Source organism: Spartinivicinus poritis, from assembly GCF_028858535.1.
GTDB lineage: Bacteria > Pseudomonadota > Gammaproteobacteria > Pseudomonadales > Zooshikellaceae > Spartinivicinus > Spartinivicinus poritis.
Window position 1 is genome coordinate 126,031 of record NZ_JAPMOU010000011.1, and the last position, 22,074, is coordinate 148,104.

General features: G+C 40.0%; 22 protein-coding genes and 1 other RNA gene. 12 read left to right on the forward strand and 11 right to left on the reverse strand.

Annotated elements, in window-relative coordinates; all coding sequences use genetic code 11:
- Positions 1–26: 26 nt before the first annotated feature.
- The 4 genes from ORQ98_RS11120 to ORQ98_RS11135 form a co-directional block, all read right to left on the reverse strand.
- Positions 27–1,310: a DUF6421 family protein gene (locus ORQ98_RS11120; RefSeq protein WP_274688879.1), complete on the reverse strand. Its 1,284-nt coding sequence runs from the start codon at positions 1,308–1,310 to the stop codon at positions 27–29.
- Positions 1,297–1,815, reverse strand: a complete 519-nt coding sequence (locus tag ORQ98_RS11125) for a prephenate dehydratase domain-containing protein (protein ID WP_483414573.1) — start codon at positions 1,813–1,815, stop codon at positions 1,297–1,299. The genes ORQ98_RS11120 and ORQ98_RS11125 overlap by 14 nt, the downstream gene beginning before the upstream one ends.
- A gap of 660 nt (positions 1,816–2,475) precedes the next feature.
- Positions 2,476–4,923, reverse strand: a complete 2,448-nt coding sequence (locus tag ORQ98_RS11130; protein WP_274688881.1) for a diguanylate cyclase domain-containing protein — start codon at positions 4,921–4,923, stop codon at positions 2,476–2,478.
- 231 nt (positions 4,924–5,154) lie between these two features.
- Positions 5,155–5,625, reverse strand: a complete 471-nt coding sequence (locus tag ORQ98_RS11135) for an EVE domain-containing protein (protein ID WP_274688882.1) — start codon at positions 5,623–5,625, stop codon at positions 5,155–5,157.
- Between the two features lie 420 nt (positions 5,626–6,045).
- Here ORQ98_RS11135 and ORQ98_RS11140 point away from each other — a divergent pair, with 420 nt between their 5' ends.
- The gene (locus ORQ98_RS11140; RefSeq protein WP_274688883.1) at positions 6,046–6,228 is read left to right on the forward strand and encodes a hypothetical protein; all 183 of its coding nucleotides are present in this window, start codon (positions 6,046–6,048) and stop codon (positions 6,226–6,228) included.
- Positions 6,229–6,335: 107 nt separating this feature from the next.
- On the opposite strand, the gene ORQ98_RS11145 is transcribed toward ORQ98_RS11140, so the two are convergent.
- The 4 genes from ORQ98_RS11145 to ORQ98_RS11160 form a co-directional block, all read right to left on the reverse strand.
- On the reverse strand, positions 6,336–7,007 hold the full coding sequence (locus tag ORQ98_RS11145; protein ID WP_274688884.1) for a 5-formyltetrahydrofolate cyclo-ligase: 672 nt from the start codon (positions 7,005–7,007) through the stop codon (positions 6,336–6,338).
- A gap of 9 nt (positions 7,008–7,016) precedes the next feature.
- A non-coding RNA gene (gene ssrS / locus ORQ98_RS11150) (6S RNA) lies at positions 7,017–7,196 on the reverse strand.
- A 55-nt stretch (positions 7,197–7,251) separates the two neighbouring features.
- On the reverse strand, positions 7,252–7,572 hold the full coding sequence (locus tag ORQ98_RS11155; protein WP_274688885.1) for a cell division protein ZapA: 321 nt from the start codon (positions 7,570–7,572) through the stop codon (positions 7,252–7,254).
- On the reverse strand, positions 7,569–7,778 hold the full coding sequence (locus ORQ98_RS11160) for a TIGR02449 family protein (protein WP_274688886.1): 210 nt from the start codon (positions 7,776–7,778) through the stop codon (positions 7,569–7,571). Before ORQ98_RS11160 ends, ORQ98_RS11155 begins: the two co-directional genes overlap by 4 nt.
- A 221-nt stretch (positions 7,779–7,999) precedes the next feature.
- Here ORQ98_RS11160 and ORQ98_RS11165 point away from each other — a divergent pair, with 221 nt between their 5' ends.
- The 7 genes from ORQ98_RS11165 to gcvH all read left to right on the forward strand — a co-directional run bounded on the left by ORQ98_RS11165 (position 8,000) and on the right by gcvH (position 16,007).
- A complete protein-coding gene (locus ORQ98_RS11165; RefSeq protein ID WP_274688887.1) occupies positions 8,000–8,587 on the forward strand; it encodes a UPF0149 family protein in 588 nt (195 codons plus the stop codon).
- A gap of 33 nt (positions 8,588–8,620) precedes the next feature.
- On the forward strand, positions 8,621–9,943 hold the full coding sequence (gene pepP, locus ORQ98_RS11170; RefSeq protein ID WP_274688888.1) for a Xaa-Pro aminopeptidase: 1,323 nt from the start codon (positions 8,621–8,623) through the stop codon (positions 9,941–9,943).
- Positions 9,944–10,007: 64 nt separating this feature from the next.
- Positions 10,008–11,255, forward strand: coding sequence for a 2-octaprenyl-6-methoxyphenyl hydroxylase (gene ubiH, locus ORQ98_RS11175; protein ID WP_274688889.1), 1,248 nt, complete (start codon positions 10,008–10,010; stop codon positions 11,253–11,255).
- Positions 11,256–11,320: 65 nt separating this feature from the next.
- The gene (locus ORQ98_RS11180; RefSeq protein WP_274688890.1) at positions 11,321–12,562 is read left to right on the forward strand and encodes a UbiH/UbiF/VisC/COQ6 family ubiquinone biosynthesis hydroxylase; all 1,242 of its coding nucleotides are present in this window, start codon (positions 11,321–11,323) and stop codon (positions 12,560–12,562) included.
- 203 nt (positions 12,563–12,765) lie between these two features.
- Positions 12,766–13,779, forward strand: coding sequence for an extracellular solute-binding protein (locus ORQ98_RS11185; protein ID WP_274688891.1), 1,014 nt, complete (start codon positions 12,766–12,768; stop codon positions 13,777–13,779).
- 123 nt (positions 13,780–13,902) lie between these two features.
- On the forward strand, positions 13,903–15,507 hold the full coding sequence (locus ORQ98_RS11190; protein ID WP_274688892.1) for an ABC transporter permease: 1,605 nt from the start codon (positions 13,903–13,905) through the stop codon (positions 15,505–15,507).
- Between the two features lie 107 nt (positions 15,508–15,614).
- Positions 15,615–16,007 (forward strand): glycine cleavage system protein GcvH, encoded by a 393-nt coding sequence (gene gcvH / locus ORQ98_RS11195; RefSeq protein WP_274688893.1) that lies wholly within the window; start codon positions 15,615–15,617, stop codon positions 16,005–16,007.
- Positions 16,008–16,207: 200 nt separating this feature from the next.
- Here the strand turns inward: gcvH and ORQ98_RS11200 are convergent, their stop codons facing one another.
- A complete protein-coding gene (locus ORQ98_RS11200; RefSeq protein ID WP_274688894.1) occupies positions 16,208–17,101 on the reverse strand; it encodes a type 2 periplasmic-binding domain-containing protein in 894 nt (297 codons plus the stop codon).
- Positions 17,102–17,353: 252 nt separating this feature from the next.
- Between ORQ98_RS11200 and ORQ98_RS11205 the strand changes: the two genes are divergently transcribed.
- The gene (locus ORQ98_RS11205) at positions 17,354–17,848 is read left to right on the forward strand and encodes a C40 family peptidase (protein ID WP_274688895.1); all 495 of its coding nucleotides are present in this window, start codon (positions 17,354–17,356) and stop codon (positions 17,846–17,848) included.
- 54 nt (positions 17,849–17,902) lie between these two features.
- On the opposite strand, the gene ORQ98_RS11210 is transcribed toward ORQ98_RS11205, so the two are convergent.
- Entirely contained in the window at positions 17,903–18,475 is a 573-nt protein-coding gene (locus ORQ98_RS11210) for a hypothetical protein (RefSeq protein ID WP_274688896.1), read from the reverse strand.
- Between the two features lie 537 nt (positions 18,476–19,012).
- On the opposite strand from ORQ98_RS11210, the gene elbB reads away from it, so the two are divergent.
- The 3 genes from elbB to ORQ98_RS11225 all read left to right on the forward strand — a co-directional run bounded on the left by elbB (position 19,013) and on the right by ORQ98_RS11225 (position 21,247).
- On the forward strand, positions 19,013–19,666 hold the full coding sequence (gene elbB / locus ORQ98_RS11215; protein ID WP_274688897.1) for an isoprenoid biosynthesis glyoxalase ElbB: 654 nt from the start codon (positions 19,013–19,015) through the stop codon (positions 19,664–19,666).
- 197 nt (positions 19,667–19,863) lie between these two features.
- Positions 19,864–20,334 carry a thioesterase family protein gene (locus ORQ98_RS11220; RefSeq protein ID WP_274688898.1) on the forward strand — a complete coding sequence of 157 codons (471 nt, stop codon included), beginning with the start codon at positions 19,864–19,866 and terminating at the stop codon, positions 20,332–20,334.
- A 385-nt stretch (positions 20,335–20,719) separates the two neighbouring features.
- Positions 20,720–21,247, forward strand: a complete 528-nt coding sequence (locus ORQ98_RS11225; RefSeq protein WP_274688899.1) for a DUF3011 domain-containing protein — start codon at positions 20,720–20,722, stop codon at positions 21,245–21,247.
- 65 nt (positions 21,248–21,312) lie between these two features.
- Here ORQ98_RS11225 and ORQ98_RS11230 read toward each other — a convergent pair whose 3' ends face one another.
- Positions 21,313–21,972, reverse strand: coding sequence for a hypothetical protein (locus tag ORQ98_RS11230; protein WP_274688900.1), 660 nt, complete (start codon positions 21,970–21,972; stop codon positions 21,313–21,315).
- Positions 21,973–22,074: the final 102 nt, after the last annotated feature.

Here is a 22,074-nt window from a genome sequence, read left to right on the forward strand (position 1 = left end):
ATTTTAGGCTTACAAATAGTGCAATTCTAGCTTGAAAACATAGACTCATGTCGAGCCAAAACTGGCTGAAGAAGTTCTTCCACTTCGTATCGCACACTCCCAGCGATACCATGAAATTTCTCAAATACATTGCCACCAATTTTTTCAAAGTCAAAACCAAAGTAGGTCTTCTTATCACCTCTATCCACTTTCAAATGCATAGCAACAAACTGCTTTGCTTTTGCTGAGTACTCTTGATCTTCTAACAGTTCAATTTCTTCAATTTCACAAACCATTTTATTAGAGGCTACTATAATTTGATCTAAATCGATGACTAGCTGCTTAGCTTCGGTAATTTTTATTGCGTTTTCCTGGATAAACCAAGACAACATTAGAAGACCTGTCCCTGAATCAAAATTTTTTGACCAATTCTTTTCCGTTGGATACCTAAACATACGATCCAATAAAATAAATTCAGCAACTTCCAATCGATGTGGAATGGTTTCATCCTGTAAACAGGCAAACAGAGTCTGTAAATCCACCTTCACTTCTTCGAGTAGGCCTGTGTACCATTTTGTTTTGATTTCAATATTTTCATCGAAAGGCCTAGGACCAATATGATGGAAGAAATCGTGCAAATATCCCCAGACACATCGAGCCTCATAATTATTTACCACATTTCCATTAGTTTCATTTTTCACAAAACTATTATCAATTATTGAATTTGCTACAGGAATAGAAATGCTGTTATAAGTTAGGTAAAATTTGTTAAAAAAGAAGACTGCATACTGTTGGCGATCTACTGACTCACAGGCCTGTATATTTTCTGGAAAGAAAACAATGTTATTACTTTCCATTAGCCCTCTACTGCCAGCTAACAAATGAGAGGACTGACAAATACATTTGGGATGTGGGTACTTGCTGTACATATCCTTATATTGAAGTGTATTTGGCTCATCTCTTAATGATAAAAAGGTTTCAAATTTCCAGCCATTTCTATTTCCATTGGCTAATCTCAATGGCCCAAAAAAATAAAATAAGCAGCCATTTTCTGGCAACTTTATCGAGTCTCTAGACCTCCCAAAATCAGGTGGGTTTTCAAGTCCAGCTTTCACCCAGTCAGCTATATCTGAAATCAGTGCCTGACAATATACAGGTGAAATATTTTTTCTCACTTCACTTTTAAAAAAGCCAGTAATTTTGGCTAGTATTTTTATCCCTTTAGGTTCGTCTTCTTTATTAATAGTCCCACTTTCATTCTGGAGGTAAGCCAACTCATTGGTTAACTCTATAATAGGTTTAATATCCTGAATGATTTTACTTATGTTCATGAATACTAAATCCCATCTTCACCTTCCCAAAATCTGTTATTACTTTTAGGTTATATTTGTTTGCAGCTTTACTTGTTGTAATGCAAGCATCCACCTCAGATTTCGAACACATACTAGCCGCCTTTGCATTGCTCGAACATAATTCTATATTTGCACCATTGGGAACAAGATTTTTGGGGGCCGGATGGCTAGCTACACAATCAATAGATCCTTCAAAGTCGACTCTAGTTGCAAGAACCATTTCATAGGTATCTAAAAGAAAAATATCTTTTAATTTTAGTTCTTTTAGTGTTGAAAAAACAATATTATGAAGATCAGGATAAACGATACAACCTAGTAAAACAAAGTCTCGATCCGTTAAAACAACATCTAACGCATCCTCTAAGGTTTCATGAAGTACTACCTTTGCATCTAAAGCATTTTCTTGGCAATAGTGAATTGCAGCCAATTGGCAGTTTGTCCCATCTGGGCCCAAAGTATGTATTTCCCTTATCCCGTTTCGCATAGCTTTACTATTTACTCCACAAAAAATACATCACTCTACACAAATTAGTAAGAGACTATACTTTAACAATAAAACGTATTATGTCGTATAATACTTTCGTATTACAATCAACAGGTAATGCAATGGTCTAATAGGACTTAAGTCTTAATTAATAATTACAAATATTACTGGAAGTAACTATAACAATAAAATAAATCTTATATGTCAAAATTAAAAAGGTGCAGTCAAATTAGCTGTATAGCAGCAAATAAATTCCTCTAAAAGCGTTTACTATTTACAAAAAATTTTCACCAGATAGGAAAACACAAAACAAATAACCCTGGAATATTAAAAAAATCCTTTTTATCAGAATATAAAGCTACCACCGGCAACAAAAAATATGACTAACCTACTGCTGAAGATATTCTTGACAAAAACTTAATGTAATTGAAGCTGATATTTTTTAGACGACACATATTACCTATGCTTAAACCAACTAAGGATAGTTATATTTAGCCAGATTAGTCTGCAAACGCCAATCAATGACCGAGACAAAGTTCCAGCGCTTTTAACTGACATTGGCTATCACTACTGGGAAGAAACCGAAAACTCCGCTTATCAGCTATTTTTAAACAACTTATTCCCCTCACCCCAACCCTCTTCAGGGAACTAAAAAGGTTATTAACGCGTGAGGGTTAGTGGTGGTTTCTCATCTTGGTGCGAGCAAGTGCGATTACGCCCTTGCTTTTTAGCCTGCATAAGTGCAGCTTCTGCTTGCCTTAATAACTCATGACTACTGCTGCCTGGTTGCGGGATGCAAGATGCCAGACCAATGCTTAAGGTAATATAGGCCGAAACATCTGAAAGAGGATGGCTAATATAAGCATCCCCGATATTATGATGAATTCGACGCGAAATTTCCTGGGCACCTCGTAAATCGGTTTCAGGAAAAATTGCAGCAAACTGACCACCACCATATCGTGCTAATAAGTCAGTGCTGCGAGTAATTGAACGCTTAAGAATACTCGCAATATCCTTCAAGCAAACATCTCCTTGCTGATGTCCTTGGCTATCATTGTATTTTTTAAATCGATCTAAATCTGTCACCATGAGAGCAATCGGTTCATTTTGCCTAATTGCCCGGCTCCACTCTTCCTCAAGGCAATTATCAAAGTGCTTGCGGTTAAATAGCCCAGTTAACGAATCTCGAGTCGCTAGATTAATTAAGCGTTGCTCCATCTCTTTATTTGCAGTGACATCATGAGCCACAATTATTAAGTATTTTTTATGGTGATGGTTCACCATGCGGGTTGTTACTTCTACCTGCAAAGCACCTCCATCCTTTTTTATCACTTCCATTTGATAGATATTTGAGGTGAGTTTCCGTCTAGAACTCAATGCTTTCTTTATTACTCTGTCCATTTTTTCAGCAATCAATGTGCCTTCTTCTAATGCAGCAACAAACTCTTCTTCTGTATAGCCTAATGATGCATACGTTGAAGTATTATAATAAAGCAAGTCTCTTGTTTCCGGGTCTACCACCATCAGTGCATCACGCGACTGATTAATTAGATCAAAAAATAGCTCAAGTTGTGCATTACTTTCCTTGAGTGTTTTCTCTGTTTCATTGCTCCGCGCAACCTCCTCCTTCAAGTTGCTGATCGCTTGTTCAGCTATACGACCATCTAAATAAGAACGGCGTAATAGAACAATGCTAGTGCAAATCATCATGGTAAAAATAAAACCTGAAAACAGCACAACTGCTGGTAGCAAGGAACGGCTACGGCTTACTAACTCTGCAGTAGGGTATGCTTGGACAATCCAAGGAGAGTGCTGATTAGGGTTAATCATATGCTCAGCTGCTGGTTTACCAAAAAAACCACTGGGCTTCAGCACAGAAGATGAGAGATAAATAACCTTATTCCTTTCTCTAATCTCAAAGTAAAACCCCTTGTATATAGGCAACTGAGTGATGCTTTCAACTAACGTTTTAACCCGAAACACGGCCACAATATAACCATGAAAGCGGCCACTTAAATCAAAAATAGGCGTATAATTAATAAACCCTTCGCCTCCCTGTTTCAACTGAATGACTTGAGTGATCACGCTGGTTTTACTGCTAAAGGCACGACGCAAATGTACCACGGCGGGATTATCAGCAGGCACTCGAAAATTCAACGCCTGCTCATTGCCTTCATAAGGCACTAGCCAACGAATTTGGTAGTCTGGGTCCATCCACTCTATCGCTTGAAACTCTGGGAAGTCTTTCAACAGCTGATTTGCATCAGCTAGCCAAGTCGTCTTATCCATATCGCCCTGATGTGCCCAGCGAGCAGCCATTCGGTCAATAGCCTTGCGTTGAGTATTCAGCATGGAAGATATTCCATTCCCCAGTTGCTGCGCTGTATGTTGTGCATGATGCGTTAAAAAACGTAAATCTTTTTTCTCCATGACTAGGGCAAATAGCGTTGAAATAATGATCAGCACAATCGCTAAATAACCAGCAATCCACTGCGGTATTTTATCCTGAACTGTAGCCTGCCAGTTAGTGAAGGCAACCAGTAAGCACAACCCTGTTGTGATTAGAGCAATATTGATCAGTAGGCTGAAACTTAAAATTTGAGCAAAACCATAGCTATCTGGCAATTTTAGTGCTATCGCGATTAACCCTGCCGAACCAAAAATTAAAGGTATAGCAGCCAAACCACATTTATATAAATGCGAGTTACTAAAAAGAGGTAATTTATCTGGTTTAATTAAGCACAGCGCAGCACAGACCAGGCTAACCGTTACACTGCCTGGTATGGCTATAACCTCATGATCATCCTCATCCAACATTAATAGCTCATTTTCAACATAAAACTGTTGGATAGAAATGCCTTCAAATAGGGAAAACAGTGCTGAAACGATAGCCGCACAGGCGATGCCTATTGCTAGCCAGGCATTGTGGAGGTAGGCTACCATACCCATCCCTAGTAACATCAGGCTGATAGCCACAGGTTGAGAAATTTCAGATACAAAAAGATAAACGCTGATGAGGGATACTAATAAGCCACCACCAACATTAATCCACTTAACTAAACTCGATTCTGTTGTAGGGGATAACACAGCTGCCCTTTCCTGCTCCATATTTCAAGCATAGTCACAACCGATTTAGTTGGCTAGAGCTTAATATACAGGCCTGTTATCCACTATTTTACTATTAATCAACTGGTTGGAGAGCCATAGGTATATGCATAAAGTTGATAATAGTCTTCAAGCACATTTATTTTCTGGCAAGGTACTTTTTTAGCCTTTGTGGTGTGGAACAACATCAAGAAAAGCCTATGTCCCAATGAGTCAGCTATTCTTCTATTAAACTCACAGTTTTGTCACCATAGATGAAATTTCATGCCACTGTTTTTCAGCTACAGGCATGATTGATAAGCGGCTACCTCTTTGTACCAGTGGTAAATCCTTTAACAGTGGGTTTTCCTTTAAGCGTTGCAATGAAACCAAGTGTGTGAACTTTTCTACAAATTGAATATCTACCATAAACCAGCGTGGATTATCGACTGTACTTTTGGGGTCAAAATAGTCGGAGTCAGAATCAAGTGCCGTATGATCTGGATAAGCTTCTTTGACGACTTTCGCTATTCCTGCAATTCCAGTTTTTTTGCAACTGGAGTGATAAAAAAACACCAAATCTCCTTTGCGCATTTGATCACGCATCATATTTCTTGCTTGATAATTTCTTACCCCATCCCAGTGCTCTGTTTGATTAGGACAGTTAGCAAGATCGTCTATACTGAAAACACCGGGTTCAGACTTCATTAACCAGTAATTTGGCATGTAAGAAATATTCCTTGCGTTTTATATGCTAATTGGTTTTACTTCACACATATTTTAAACTGTGGCTATAGTCACGTTCATTCAATTAACTAATGAGTACAATTAAACCACAATGCTCATACGGCACATGTGAAGTACTTAGTGAGTGAGGTGCTTAGTAACTAAGGTAGTTGGTGACTAGCAAACAACTAATACAAATAAGCGATAAATTTGCTATATAGACAATTGTTACATACATGAACCACAAAACAAGTAGCAATTCGTTCACCACAATTTACTAAGGACGTGTGTAGTAATAACCACTGAGAGAAAATAAATATCTCCCTGTGTCAATAAAAGAGCTTGTAGCTGTCTTGCTAACTGCAAAGACCACTTGGGGAAATTTAGGAATTAACTGAAAGACCAGCAGGGTTAGTGGAAATGACACAAAAAAACAAACCTGATTTTATGCTGGTGTTAGTTTTTATTTTTGGCTTGGGGGTGCTGACCACAGGTTTTGCTCAAATGACTTTATCAAAAAGTTCAGCCGAGCTCGCCACCGTTACAAATAATGCTACACCAACAGTAAACCAATCAAACACTGATGCACAACGCACACTATAAAAGTGTGTTCTTTATAAGGCCCAGGTAAGCAATTACTTGCAATCAAGTCACTTGGCACTATGAAGCCTTTGCACTTTTGCCCTGTGACATGCTTACCTAGCCGCACCTTATTTTGCTGTATAGTACTTACTATCACTAGCAATCCCTGTCAGTGGGATATCCCAACTGGCAGTGGGCAGTTTATCCACTCGCTGGCACTCATGAGCCAAACCTACCAACTTGGGACGAGGCTTCAATGGGTTTTTCACAATAAACTCAAAAGTTCTGTCATAAAAGCCCCCCCCCATTCCTAAACGCCCTCCATATTGATCAAAGCCAACCAACGGCAGTAATACCAAGTCCATCGCCCAAGCAGACTTTAGATGCCCAGCTCGCACAGTTGGTTCCAATATATTAAAACGATTCGGTGCCAATTTTGTCGTCGGCCTAAAACGCAGAAACCACAGTCGATTATGATAAATAGGATGCAACACAGGTAAATAACAGTGCTTATTCATTGCCCAAGCTGCTTCTATTATTTGCATAGGATCAATTTCGCCGTCATTCGCTAAATACACTGCTATGTGTTTAGCCTTCAGAAACTCTGGTCTGCTTAATAAAACTTTAAGTAGCCGCTGGCTAGCTAATTGTTGCTGCTGACAAGTAAGCGCCCGACGTGCTTGGCGAAGGGTTGCTCTGAGTTGTTTACGCTGTTGGGGATTTACTGGGTTATTGATTAGAAGTGACGGCTGACGTTCATTGTCAGCAAGAAGAATTCTATTATTTTTTACTTCAGGCATAGTTTAAAACCGCTCCCCAATCCGCCGCTGTCAATTGGGCCCTTGAACCCTAGGTTCAAGGTGGTGGCTGCTGAGATGCTTTGGGCTTTCCGCCTATAGCGGACTTGCACGCCGACACCTGCAAGGAGCCTCCAGTTCCTAAATTATCGGCTCAGGGACATTCATGACTGGCCAACAGAGCAGGGAGCTTGATTTCATTATATCGATTTGAGTTAGATTGTCGCCCCTTTTTTTATGAAAATTTTTAATCAAAAGCAGGCGTATCGCTATCTGTTAATACTTGCTCGACTTTATCCAGCAGGGATTGTAACTGTGCTTGGGTATCTTCCTCGGCTAGCTGCCGCTGCTGAGCTAACTGTAAAAGTTCATGGGCAATATTCAACGCGGCCATCACTGCAATCCGCTCCAACCCAACCACAGCCCCTCTTTCCCGAATCTCTCGCATTTTGCTATCTAGGTACTGGGCTGCATCGACCAGAGCACGCTGCTCTTCAGGCTTACAACTTACCCGATACCCTTTATCTAAAATGTTAACTGTTGCTGTTTGTGTTGTTGTGTCACTCATGACTCTTGTTCCAGCGTTCTTAACCGAGTGATCATCGCCTCAATCTTAGTACGGGCAATCTCATTTTTTTCTATCAAATACACCCGTTCTTCACGCCACTGTTGCTCATTGGCACGAAGCTGAGCATTTTCCTGTTTTAATTGTTCGCACAAAGCGATCAATTGTTCAGTTTTATTTGCAAGCTGCTGAAATAAGTGATGATCCATTTTAAACGACTAAGGTATCAGGGTATAAGGCTTGCGATTACTATAGTGGGCCGTTCTGCCAGGGTCAATCCAACACCAACTATTTCAACGCCTTACTATTAATATTAGATTTTAAAATCACTCGTCATATCAGTAATCGCTTCACTCTTAAGGTGTACAGTAGTTTGCAATACCCTCAAATGTTAGGATAGAGACAAACTAAACATCTAGGTAGAATTGCAATGAAAAATGCAGCTCAAGCTCCTTCAGCAACGATTAGCTTTGATGATGTTGCTAACCTGTTTGTTTCATTGGAGCTGTTTGCTTCTCCAGCAGAATTACATGGTTTGTTAACAGGTATGCTAGCAGGTGGTTTGAGACTATCAGCCGATAGTTGGCTCTGCCAAGTTCAACAACTGTTGGATATTGAAGAAGTGTTGCCTGATCAGGCAAAGGTTATGCTGGTTTCCTTATACCAGCAAACAGAAGAGCAGTTGGCTGATCCCGAATATGGTTTTCGTTTGTTACTACCTGATGACGATGCTGAGCTGGAAAGTCGCCTTAAAGAGCTCGCTAACTGGACTCATAGTTTTTTAGCTGGGTTTGGGTTATCTGGGCAGCAACAAGCTCAGCTATCTACTGATGTAAAAGACATTCTTTTAGACTTTACTGAAATTTCACAAGTACAAAGTGAAGATATAGAAGAAGCTGACTCTAATGAAATGGACTGGCACCAGGTGACTGAATATGTCCGCATTAACGCAATACTGGTGTTCAGTGAGTGTGGCTCAAAAGGCTCCACTGAAAAAAGTGACTCTCAACTTCACTAGTTTGAATACACTAATTAGGGGTTAAACATAATAATGAAACAGCTACCCACTTCAGAATACAAACAGCGTCGATCCAATTTAATGGCAGAAATGGACGACAATAGTATTGCAGTAATACCTTCAGCACCCATTCAAGTTCGCAACCGAGATGTTGATTTCCCTTATCGACAAGACAGTGATTTTTACTATTTATCAGGCTTTCCTGAACCTGAAGCGGTGCTAGTACTTATCCCAGGTCGCAGCCATGGCGAAGCTATTTTATTTTGCCGGGAAAAAGATCCAGAAAAAGAATTATGGGAAGGCTTACGAGCAGGTCAAGAAGGTGCTTGTGAAAAATACGGTTTTGATGATGCCTTTCCAGTCAATGATATTGACGAAATACTACCAGGACTAATTGAAGGCAAGTCTCGTGTTTATTATGAAATAGGCACCAACGAGATTTTTGACCGCCGAATGATGAGCTGGATTAATTCCATCAAAGCCAAAACCAAACAGGGCTCCGTACCACCAGGTGAGTTTGTTGCACTTGACCATATTTTGCATGAGATGCGTATTTTTAAGAGTGAAGCAGAAATAGCGCTTATGAAAAAAGCAGCAGAAATTTCTGCCAATGCTCATTTAAGAGCTATGAAAGCCTGCCAACCTGGCTGTTATGAATACCAACTTGAAGCTGAGCTACTGCATGAGTTTGTTTACAACGGCTGTCGTGCAGCAGCCTATAACAGCATTGTTGGTGGTGGCGTTAATGCTTGCATATTACATTACACTGAAAATAATGACGTTTTGGCTGATGGTGATTTGGTACTGATTGATGCAGGCTGCGAGTTAGATCACTACGCCTCTGATATTACCCGAACATTTCCGGTTAATGGCAAATTTAGTAAAGAGCAACAGGCTATTTATGAGCTGGTATTAAAAGCCCAATTAGCTGCAATTGAAGCTGTTCAACCTGGTAATCATTTTAATCAGCCCAATGATGTAACAGTCCAAGTGATTACTGAAGGGTTAGTTGAACTTGGCTTACTTTCAGGTGATGTTGAACAACTAATTAAAGAAGAAAAATATAAGCCTTTTTATATGCACAAAGCGGGTCACTGGCTCGGTATGGATGTACATGATGTGGGTGAATATAAAATTGATGGGGAATGGCGTAAATTAGAGCCTGGCATGGTGCTTACCATTGAACCTGGTATTTATATCGCCCCTGATAATGAAGATGTAGAAAAGCGCTGGCGTGGTATTGGGGTAAGAATAGAAGACGATGTAGTTGTTACTGAATCTGGCCATATAGTAATGTCAGCAGATGTGCCTAAAGAAGTTACAGAAATAGAAGATTTAATGAAGAAGTCAACTTGAAGGTATGATGAACAGCGATGAGTGCATTCGTTTTGCAGCATACGCCATTATTCGGTGATGCTAAATGACCGAAGCTAACAAGCCTGACAACCATTTTCCTGTAGTGGTCATTGGCGGTGGTATGGTAGGCGCCTCGCTAGCGCTTGCCTTGCAAACCAGCCTAGCTAAGCATAGTCACCAGTCTTCTATGCCTGTAGCGATTATTGAACCTCACCCGATTAACCAGGCGAATCAGCAGCCCAGTTATGATGCTCGTTCTACCGCATTATCTCTGGGTAGCCAGTTGTTGTTAGAGCAATTAGGCGTTTGGCAGTCACTGGCTCAGCATGCCACCGCAATCAAGCATATTCATGTATCAGACCAAGGCCGGTTTGGCTTTACCCGAATGAATACAGATGAATATCAACTGGATGCTTTTGGGTATGTAGTAGCAAATCAGCAGTTGGGACAAAATCTATTTAAAGTAATTAAGCAATACCCGGCTATTGAACTATTGTCACCAGCAACGGCCTGCCAGGTAAAGCCTTTAGCAACAGGCTATGCCATTGAAATAGAGCAGGGAGAGAAAAAAAGCTGGCTAACGACGGACTTACTGGTGATTGCAGATGGCGGCCGATCACCATTAATCACCCAGTTGGGTATTAATGTTCAATGTACGGATTATCACCAAACGGCCATGATTGCTAATGTAACAACCTCGAAGCCTAATCAAGGCCAGGCCTTTGAACGCTTTACTGAACAAGGCCCCATGGCTTTGCTACCATTAGCTAAAAATCATTCAGCATTGATTTGGTCTATTTACCAAGACCAAGCCCCACAATGGTTAGATGCAACAGATAGCAGCTTTCTAAATTCATTACAACAACACTTTGGTTACCGACTAGGCCGCTTTACTAAAATAGGTCAACGTTTCCACTACCCTCTTTCATTAAAATACAGCACTGAGCAAATTCGTCCTGGGCTGGTGATATTAGGTAATGCTGCACATGCCTTACACCCTGTCGCAGGCCAAGGCTTTAACCTGGCATTAAGAGATACCCTACAACTGGCGAGTTTATTAAAAAACAGTTGGGAGCAACAAGAAGCTATCAATGACTATGCCATTCTGCGTCGTTATTTAGCTTTACAAGAGAATGATCAAATAATCACTATGCTTGGCAGTGACTGGCTGGTAAAAGCTTTCAGCAACCAACATGCAGGGCTATCCGTTGTTAGAAATATTGGTTTAGTTGGACTAGATCTATTATCGGAAGCAAAAACTATTTTTACCAAGCAAGCAATGGGCGTCGGTTTTAGCCAAACGAGTATTTAGCTTAGCAGCTTAACCTCAAGTTAGTTTCAAGTTCCCTACCAAGCACGGATTATAGAGCACAATTTATGAATAATATTAATACCACAGACATTATCATTATTGGTGGTGGACTGGTTGGTGCTACCTTGGCTCTAGCTTTGGCAAAAACCACTTCTCTCAGTATTGCTTTAGTTGATGCATCCCCAATCCCTATCAAAATACCAGATACATCAACTGCTGTGTTTGATAATCGGGTTAGTGCCCTGACTCATGCATCTTATAAGCTGCTGGATAATCTTGGAGTCTGGCATACGATTCAACAATTAAGAGTACAACCCTTCCAACATATGACGGTTTGGGATGCAGAGGGAACTGGCCAGGTTTGTTTTGATGCTGACTTAGTACAACAGCAACAGTTGGGGTATATTGCAGAAAACTCCGTTATTGTCAGCGCGCTTCACCAACAACTAAGCCAATATGACAACATCAAACTCATCCCCAACAGTCCATTTAGTGAGCTAATTGAAAATAGTGCTGAACAAGTAGTCATCAAGCTCACTACAGGCCAGCAGTTAAAGGCTAAGTTGGCGGTAGCCGCTGATGGAGCTCATTCTAAGCTAAGAAGTCAGGCGAATATTCCTCTGTCAGAGCAAGACTATCGTCATCATGCGCTAGTTAGTACAATACAAACTGAGCATTACCATAATGAAACGGCTTATCAGGCATTTTTACCTTCAGGCCCACTTGCCTTACTGCCATTAGCCTCTCAGCAAAGTCAGCACTTTGTATCCATTGTCTGGTCAAGTTTTCCTGATCATATTCAACACCTAAAAGTTATTGATAAAAAAACTTTTTTGAATGAACTATATGCTGCAACTGAAGGCTGCTTAGGTCAATTATTCAACTGCTCTGAACGAGTAAGTTTTCCACTAAGGTATCGTCATGCACAGTGCTATCATAATGACAGGGTGGTTCTGATTGGTGATGCTGGACATACTATTCACCCACTGGCTGGACAAGGGGTCAACTTAGGGTTGCTCGATGCAGCGGTGCTAGCAGAAGAAATACAGCAAGCCTCTCAGCGGGGGGGAAATTACAGCAATCCTCATATTTTGGAGCGCTACGAACGACGTAGACGCGGCCATAACCTGCTCATGGCAACTGCCATGCAAGGCTTTCAAGAGCTATTTCACCATGACAGCCTTGCCCTACGAGTGTTGCGTAATAAAGGAATGAAACTAGTGGATAGCTTAGTGCCCCTCAAACAAAAACTTATCCAACAAGCGATGTTAATTGATAATAATCAGCTACCAGAGCTAGCTCAGTAGGAAAGTTTCGCAAAAGCTTTTAGCCACCTCTCCACTTGAGTAAAAAGAAACTTAATTCTGTAACGTTTGTGGTACCTCATATAACGAGAGCTGTATAACAGTTGTTTACAAAAGGTAATTGCTTGATCAAATGCTAATCATTATCATTAGTAGCTGTTAGCATTCCAATAATAACCCCAAATAAATGAGTTAAGGTTTTTTTCATGCTCAAATCTCTCAAGCACACCTGCCTGGCAGCTACTGCGGTTATCAGCGCATTCACCTCTATTTATGTAGCAGCCGAGGAAAAACTAGTCGTATATACCGCTCGTAAAGAGCATCTAGTAAAGCCCCTGTTTGACTTATACACCAAGCAAACTGGTGTAAAAATTGACTATATTACTGATAGTGCTGGTCCTTTAATTACACGGCTTCAAGCTGAAGGTAAAAACACCCCCGCAGACCTGCTCATTACTGTTGATGCAGGAAACCTCTGGCAAGCTCAAGACAAGGGCGTACTGCAGCCAGTTAAGTCAGAAACTCTAGAACAAAACATCCCTGCTCATCTACGCGACCCCAACAATAACTGGTTTGGCTTATCAGTTCGGGCTCGCACCATGGTGTACGCAACTGATCGAGTCAAGCCGGCAGAACTATCAACCTATGCCAACTTAGCAGACAAAAAATGGGATGGCCGACTGTGCTTACGCACCTCCAAAAAAGTTTATAACCAGTCATTAGTAGCCACCATCATTGAAAGACTGGGCAAAGAAAAAACCGAGCAAGTGGTGAAAGGCTGGGTAAATAACTTAGCAGCCCCAGTATTTTCTAACGACACCATGGCAATGGAAGCTGTCGCAGCAGGCCAATGTGATGTAACTGTCGTCAATACCTATTACTATGGCCGCTTATTAAAAGAAAAGCCGGACACCAAATTAAAGTTATTCTGGGCTAACCAGAAAACCACTGGCACACATGTGAATGTATCTGGTGCTGGGGTAACTAAATATGCTAAACACAAGGCAGCTGCCGTGAAATTTTTGGAATGGTTAAGCACCCCCACTGCACAAAAGATTTTTGCTGACGCTAATATGGAATATCCAGCCAGTAGTTCAGTTAAACCAGCTAAGTTAGTGGCAAGCTGGGGAGAATTTAAAGCAGACCAACTGAATGTTGAAATTGCAGGCAGAAAACAAGCAGAAGCTATTAAGTTAATGGATCGGGCTGGTTATAAATAATACGCACAATTTTGCGCACACACCACTAATACTAGCTATCTTATTAATACACGCTACAATGCACAACGCTCGCCTTGGAAACTTGGCGGGCGTTTTGTTTTTTCAGTAGGTTATTCCTGTGCAATGACACATCATCGATTTTGGTTTTGGTTGGTTTGTGCTGTCGCTATCATCGTATTACTGCCAATCACGAATTTAATTATCAGTTGGAGCAACTTCCAAACAGATATCTGGCTTCATCTGATAGAAACTCAACTAGGTCAACTGCTGAGCAATACCTTTTGGCTGATTTTTGGTGTTTCTATTGGTGTAACAGGGCTTGGCGTAGGGCTTGCGTGGTTGACCGCCATGTGTGAGTTTCCTGGCCGTAGGTGGCTGGATTGGGCATTAATGCTACCTTTTGCTGTACCTGCCTACGTAATGGCATTTGTGTTTTTAGGGATATTTGAGTTCAGTGGTCCAATCCAAACCCAGTTGCGAGAATGGTTTGGCCCAGGCAGTTATTTTCCTGCTATTCGCAGCACCGGTGGGGTGATCACGGTATTATCTCTGGTATTTTACCCTTACGTTTACATGTTAGCCCGAAGTGCCTTTATCAGCCAAGGCCGCGGCTTAATGGATGCAGCCCGTATTTTAGGTTTAACCCCCTGGCAGGCTTTTTTCAAAGTAACCTTACCCATGGCACGCCCCGCTATTGCGGCTGGCTTGGCCTTGGCGCTGATGGAAACCCTGGCAGATTTTGGTGCTGTAGCCACCTTTAATTACGACACCTTTACTACTGCTATTTATAAAGCTTGGTATGGTTTTTTCAATTTACAGGCTGCGGCTCAGCTAGCTACCCTATTATTGCTATTTGTTGCCTTGGCCGTTTTTATTGAAAAAAATGCCCGCGGTAGAGCTCGCTACAATCAAGATAGCCAACACCTATTTCATCGCTATCAACTCACTGGCTTACTAGGCATTGCTGCAAGCTTGTTTGCCTGCTTAGTTGTCTTAATTGCCTTTATAATTCCAATAACTCAGTTAATTATCTGGGTGATAAAAACTGGTTTAACTGATGTTGATAACCGTTTTTTATCATTAGTTGGTCATAGCCTTAGTTTAGGTGCGATAGCAGCTGTTACTACAGTCACAATTGCCCTATTGCTAGCAATCGCTCAGAAACAGCCCAACCAACGCTGGTTACCTAAAATGATTAATATTTCTACCTTAGGCTATGCCCTGCCAGGCTCAGTATTAGCCGTAGGAATAATGATGGGGTTCAGCTGGCTTGATAACCATATTTTTGCTGCGTGGTTTAATTGGATGGGAGAGGAACCACGACAGGTGTTACTAGGCAGCCTGTTAGCATTAATTGTTGCTTATGGAATTCGCTTTTTAGCCGTTGCTTTTGGCCCAGTAGACAGCAGCTTATACAACATCAAACCTTCCATCACTGAAGCTGCGCGTAGCCTTGGCGCTAATTCAAAACGTATTATCTTACATATTTATTTGCCTATGATGACACCCGGCGTGTTGACTGGAGCACTACTGGTATTTGTTGACGTATTAAAAGAAATGCCTGCAACCTTACTAATGCGCCCTTTTGGCTGGGATACCCTGGCAGTAAGAGTGTATGAAATGACATCTGAGGGTGAGTGGGCAAGAGCAGCACTACCTGCACTAACTTTAGTGATTGTTGGTTTATTGCCTGTTATTTTATTAATGCGACGCTCGAATAAGTATTAACATGTATTTTTTTGTAGTTTACTTTAGTTAATCTACGATAATACAAACTAACCAATTACAACAAAAGCAGCCTAAAGCAGATACACCATTAGAGGGTAAACAACATTATGAGTAATATTCCTTCAGAATTACGTTATGTAAGCTCCCATGAATGGATTCGACTGGAAAGCGATGGCACTGCTGTTATTGGAATCACTGACCATGCCCAGGAACAACTAGGTGATGTCGTATTTGTCGAACTACCTGACCTAGGTGCAAATTTGTCCGCCAGTGATGATGCAGGTGTTGTTGAATCAGTTAAAGCAGCTTCAGATATTTACGCTCCAATATCAGGTGAAGTAGTCGCTGTTAATGAAGCATTAGAAGATGAGCCCGAGCTGGTCAACTCTGACCCTTATGGTGATGGATGGTTTTTTAAGGTAAAACTTACTAGTGAAGAAGAAATAAGCGAGCTATTAGATGCAGAAGGCTACGCTGAGCTATGTGAAAGTGAAGAGTAAAATTCTCTAAAGTTCTGGCTTAGTTGCACGAATTAAATCCCTTCTCTCCTCAGGGAAGAAGGTTAGGATGAGGGGCTAGTCCGCTACGGCAAGGCTAGTGACAGCAGCTTTAATAGAATTTTCCGCGTAGCGGTATTTTAAAAACTATACCCTCACCCCAGCCCTCTCCCAAAGGGAGAGGGAGCAAAATGTGGAGTTTATTATTTTGGGCCTACAGCCTTATCCAGATCCTTTAACTCAAACCATAGTTTCGGCTCATTTAGTGGTGTATTTACAGGCAGGATAGGGTTGGGGATAGTGAATATTTTTCGCTGTTCCAACTTAGCCTTATTTAATATCTCTTGATGATGCTCCATAAATAAACGATCAAAACTACCATCTTCAATAGCCTGATACAGCCCTTTACTCAACAACCTGGCTAAGCGTTGATTGCCTTTATTAACAAAATAGTAGAATGCTGTTTTGTATTTAATAGCAATACTATTTTCTACAACAATACCTTTGTCAGCATGATTTGCTGCTTCAGCCCAGATTTCAACAATGGAGCGAGGAAAGTAATCAAAACGCCTTTGCGATAGCATTTTGAAAAGACCTTCGTAAGAAGCTACGCCACTCACTTGAAAGCCATTCTTCCTTAAAATTACTGTGTCTGGCCAATCATGACCTTGGCCAGCAAATAGTGGCTTAAGCAAATCCAAATGGGAAATTGCAGCAAATTTACGTTGGTCTATTTCCCTAATAAGTGGTAGCCGCCAACCAATTAACCCTTTATAAATTGGCACCCTAACAGGCAACAGCTTCTTCTCCCGATCAATAGAGGTCATTGACCAAACCACATCTACGACCTTACCAAGCTCTAAAAGCTTCAATGCTCTGCCTTGCAGCATGATCCCTTCACTGGATCGTATTTCAAACGGCTCACCCGACTTACTAAGCCCTAACTGCAACAGCTTTGCAGGGTATTGGGTACGCTTATCATCAGCTGTTACTGGCCTAGGATAAGTCACAATATCAGTCGCTTTAGCAAAAGCTATAGCGGTGGCCAGTATCAGGCTACAGCTAGCGATGACACTAACTAAGTTAATATCAGTCATAGGTCGTACATTACAGCGCTACTCTTAACAAGTAATTGTAGCTGCTGTAATGGCACAGAAAATAAAGGTCATCTCTAATCCACTAAACCTATGTAGAGAAGCCAGTGGCTTTTTATAAGCGAACACAATCAAAGATTGGGTTCAGTTTCGGTTAATATCAACTATATAAACTATTGAAAGTCCGTATGTTTAGTGAAATATCCGGGCTAAGCTGCAAAACCTTTTTTGATATGTTGACCGAATGAGGACTGAATGCCTATAACTCAACTAAGACTTACTGCATTAACCCTGCTAACTGGCTGTTTGCTCACTTTACTTTCTGCATGCAGCTTTTCACCAACAATAACAGAAGATCCGCTTCCTGCATCAGCTTCTGAACAAGCCATTACCAAAAGACTTGAACAGCATTATCAGCACTGGCAAAAGGTACCCTACCGGTATGGTGGAACCAATAAATCAGGAATTGATTGCTCATCCTTTGTTCAGCAAACATATAAAACCGTCTTTAAAATTCAACTACCCAGATCAACGAAACAGCAAGCTCGTACAGGTAAAACAGTTTCATTAAAAAGCCGTCGATCAGGAGATTTGCTATTTTTTAAAACTAGCCGTAATTATCAACATGTTGGAATATACTTGGGAAACAATCGCTTTTTACATGTATCCAAATCCAAAGGGGTAATTATATCTAAGCTTAATCAGCCCTATTGGCAACGACACTATTGGAAAACAACACGAGTTTTGTAAAAAAACAAGACAGGCTAGGGGCTACCCAGCCTGTCTTTAAAAAAGACATACAAACTATTTCTTTGGATAAGTATTCCCTAACACATTCCCATGAACCATTTGGTAATCTCTAGGCCCCATAATTGACGTTTCAGACCATTTAACTACACCCACCTCTGGCGCTAACCACAGCTCAGTTACACCAGCATCTGCACAATTATTACGGAATGATAGCTTAATTATATTATCAAAAGCACCAGCAGGGACTTTTACTTCTTCGGCACGGCTAGTAATTGTTACCTCACCGTTATTACAAGGAGCAATACCTACTTTCTGTACATTACCCTCAGCTGAATTCAAATCTACAAACAACTGTACTTTTTTATCAGCCTCAGACCAAACGTATATTTTATTATCATCACTTAAATGCAACCAAAGGTCACCCAAACCACCAAAGTTTTTAAAATACTTCCAAGTACCATCATCTTCAACAACTTTTGATGGGATTTGCTGGTTAGATTTATCACCTTGATAAACAACATAATCACCAATAGTCATTGGCAGATAATTGTTTGCCATTGCATTACCAACAAAAGCAGCACTAATTAAAGCCGCAGTAGTGAGTATTTTTTTTGCTATTTTTTTCATCAATCTATCCTTTTATTTAATTTTTGGGCAACAATGTTTTCAGTGACAGATATGATAGCAAGTTAAATTTTTCTTTGTCATTAATCCTCAGAAGAAAACCTACTAAAAACAACTTTCGTATGTAAACGATACTTTACAAGCAGTTATTAACAAAACAACAATAGGTCTGAATACTTATATATTTTTCGTGAAACACTACAAATCAACACCAAACACTACAACTAAGGTATAACTAGAATTCTGTACGAATAATTTATTAGATATGACTATTAAGTAACAAAGCCCTATAAAACTATAAATAATAGGTTTATAGAGTAAAAAACGACGGTAACCCCTAAAAATTGTTCACGAATGATACAACAGCTTATAAAATAATGACTATCTAGTCTGTTTCTCTTTTCAAACTGGTTTGCTACTATGCAGCTATTAGCAATATACAACTAAAGTAGAATGCACCTATCACTGCAGGTATTCTTGCTAATTTTTTACACCTAAAAACGAGTCCCGACTAGCACAAATAATTGGAGAACATTAACAATGACCAAAAAAGTAGCTGTTATTCTGTCTGGCTGTGGCTTTCTTGATGGCGCTGAAATTCATGAGTCTGTTTTAACCCTACTTAACCTTGACTTATTAAATATAAATTATCAGTGTTTCGCTGTTGATATAGATCAAGCCGATGTTGTCAATCACTTAACTGGTGAAGCTACTCCAGAAAAACGTAATGTCTTGGTTGAATCAGCAAGAATTGCTCGCGGTAACATAAAGGATATAAGCCAATTAGTTACCAGTGAATTTGATGCACTAATATTACCTGGCGGATACGGTGTAGCTAAAAATTTGTCCAATTTTGCAACTAAAGGGGCCACAATGGATATGCCAGAAAGTGTTCAAAAAGCATGTCAATCATTTGCAACAAATAACAAGCCTATTGGTTTAATTTGCATTGCACCTGCACTTGCCGGCAAAATTTTTGGTGAGCCAGTGAGGTGCACTATTGGCAATGATGAAGAAACCGCAGCAGCATTAGAGCAAATGAACGTCATTCACCAAAATTGTGTAGTTAATGATATCGTTGTTGATGAAAAACATAAGCTGGTAACCACACCAGCCTATATGTTAGCCAGTCGCATTAGTGAAGCGGCAGATGGGATTGCTAAGTTGGTGAAGCAAGTCATTGCTTTTATTTAACACAACAAGTTGCGCTTTTGGTGAAGCAAGTCATTGCTTTTATTTAACACAACAAGTTGCGCTTAATGATACAATACCTCTAGAATTCAATCGCCAACCCGAATATTTCATAAATCCATAGAAATATCCGGGTTGGCGGTTAGTCCATTGATGGCTAACCAAACGTTGGTACTAACTGATTGCTAGAGTATTGCAATATGACTACTGGATATGAAGAATTTTTACCCGAAATTAAAGCTGCCGTCATGAGCTTTATTGATAAAGTTCCTTTCAACCAGTTAGTTGGTATGAAAATAACCAATGTCACTCCTAATTTAGTTGAAATGCACTTACCAATGAAAGAAGACTTGATTGGTAACTATATAACAGGCATTTTACATGGTGGCGTTATTTCATCTATGATTGATGTCAGCGGTGGCGCCATGGCGCTAGTAGGAGCATTTCGTAAGCTAGAACATGTTGATATTCAAGAACGTATCCAGCGTTTAGCCCGAGTGAGTACTATCGACTTACGAGTCGATTATTTACGCCCAGGCAGAGGAGAAAGTTTTTACGTTAGCTCAACATTATTAAGATCCGGTAATAAAGTAGCAGTGACTCGCTCAGAGTTTTATAACAATCGGAATGATCTATGCGCCGTAGGAACAGGAACCTATTTATGTGGGTAATTAACCCACAGCCCTTAATTTAGATATACTTCTAAAGCATCTACAAGGTAACATTTTACTTTCTAAGCTAATAAATAGACGCTGACATATACTATTCGCGAATAATTTTTCTACCTCTAGAGCACAAGCATACTGCTGTAAAACTTGATCTTCAGCATGAACATATACTGCCTTATTTTTACACCTACTATAGATTTATGGTTAGGATACTATATAAAAAATATAAATTAACTTTATTTATATGACACTTTAAAAAATATAAAATTGGTCACCCCATTAAATTTACCAGATTAGTTTTAGTAAAAACTTTAATTGATTATAAAAATAAAGAGAGCTAATATTTAGGCTCGATAAAGTTATTTATACTGTGACAAGGAAAGTAGGTATGAAAAAAATCAGTGCTAACTATTTATTAGCAGGCTTGTTATTAACATCCGCTCAACAAGGGTTGGCAGACTCACCTCATCATTTTAGCCAATATATTGAAGATCCAGAACTCGCTGCCGCTGTAGGCTTTCGCACTATTTATCCAACTTGTGAAAGCCATGACCACAAACCAGCGGTTTGCTTGTTAGGCAATTTAAAAATTCAACATACTAACGTAAAAAAACGCCTTTCTAGAGCTAGCTGTAACAATAGCACCTGGTCTGCATATGGAAATCAAATTACCGTTACTAAAGGCTGTCGCGCTATCTTTGAGGTTGTTACAAATCTAAACGTTGACCCAATTAGCGTTAATTGCAGCAGCAATAATAAAAAGTATAAAGAATGTCGATTACCATTAAGTATTAAAGGAGCCTGGCTAATAAAGCGACACTCAAAATCTTTATGCCAACAAAATAAGGACTGGGGAGCCTATGATAACATACTATGGGTTAAGAATGGTTGCCGCGCTACCTTCCAGGCATTTTAAATACTCAACTTTTAGTGATTTGTAGTATTAGGTAGAAGTAAGCTTGACATAATATCCAGCTCACATTAAATAGGGGTTGGCTTAGTCTGCCTGAGATAGGTAAGGTTAATTAACAGTATATTGATAAACACCTCTGGGATATACTTCATGAGCTGTTGGTACTCATCATCAGCGATTATTTGTTTTTTATTCTGGTTTCTTATTGCCTGAGTTTTCAGCTTATCAATGATCGTATCTAATTCTCTTATCTCAAACTGTTCTGTTAGTTCTGACAGTTTTATTACTTCAAGCAATTCTTCCTTTGCATAAAAGTAATAAAATTTTAGTAGGTCAACCAAACCTTGACTTTGCTTAGCTACTACAACATCCAAATAGCTGACATCCCCCTGAACATTGCAAAATATGTCTTTTGCAAAAGTAGTAAGGTTTGCTGCGACTAATGGAATGCTTGTGGTTGATGCTTGCTGATTGGTAGCATTTTGTTCACCTTGACTCAAAATACGGATAATTTTTAATCTGGCAAGTTTATTAAGGTTGTTATTGAGCGGAGTTGAATAGGGTTTCGTATGCTGATAGAAGCGCTCTCTAGATTTTGAATCAGCCTGTAGTAATTTTGCTCTGTTCCCATTTGATAATACTCCTGAAAAGGTATCACTAAATGTTTTTGGAGTCTCTTGATAGGTATGCAAATTAGCTATCTGGCTAACACTAAAGATGGCAGGCATGGTTTTTCTTAACAGCAATAAATATCTACGACACCATGTACACCCGATGAGAAAGGTATACCCAAAGCGTAGGGCGTAATTTATCTTATATAAGAAATGTTT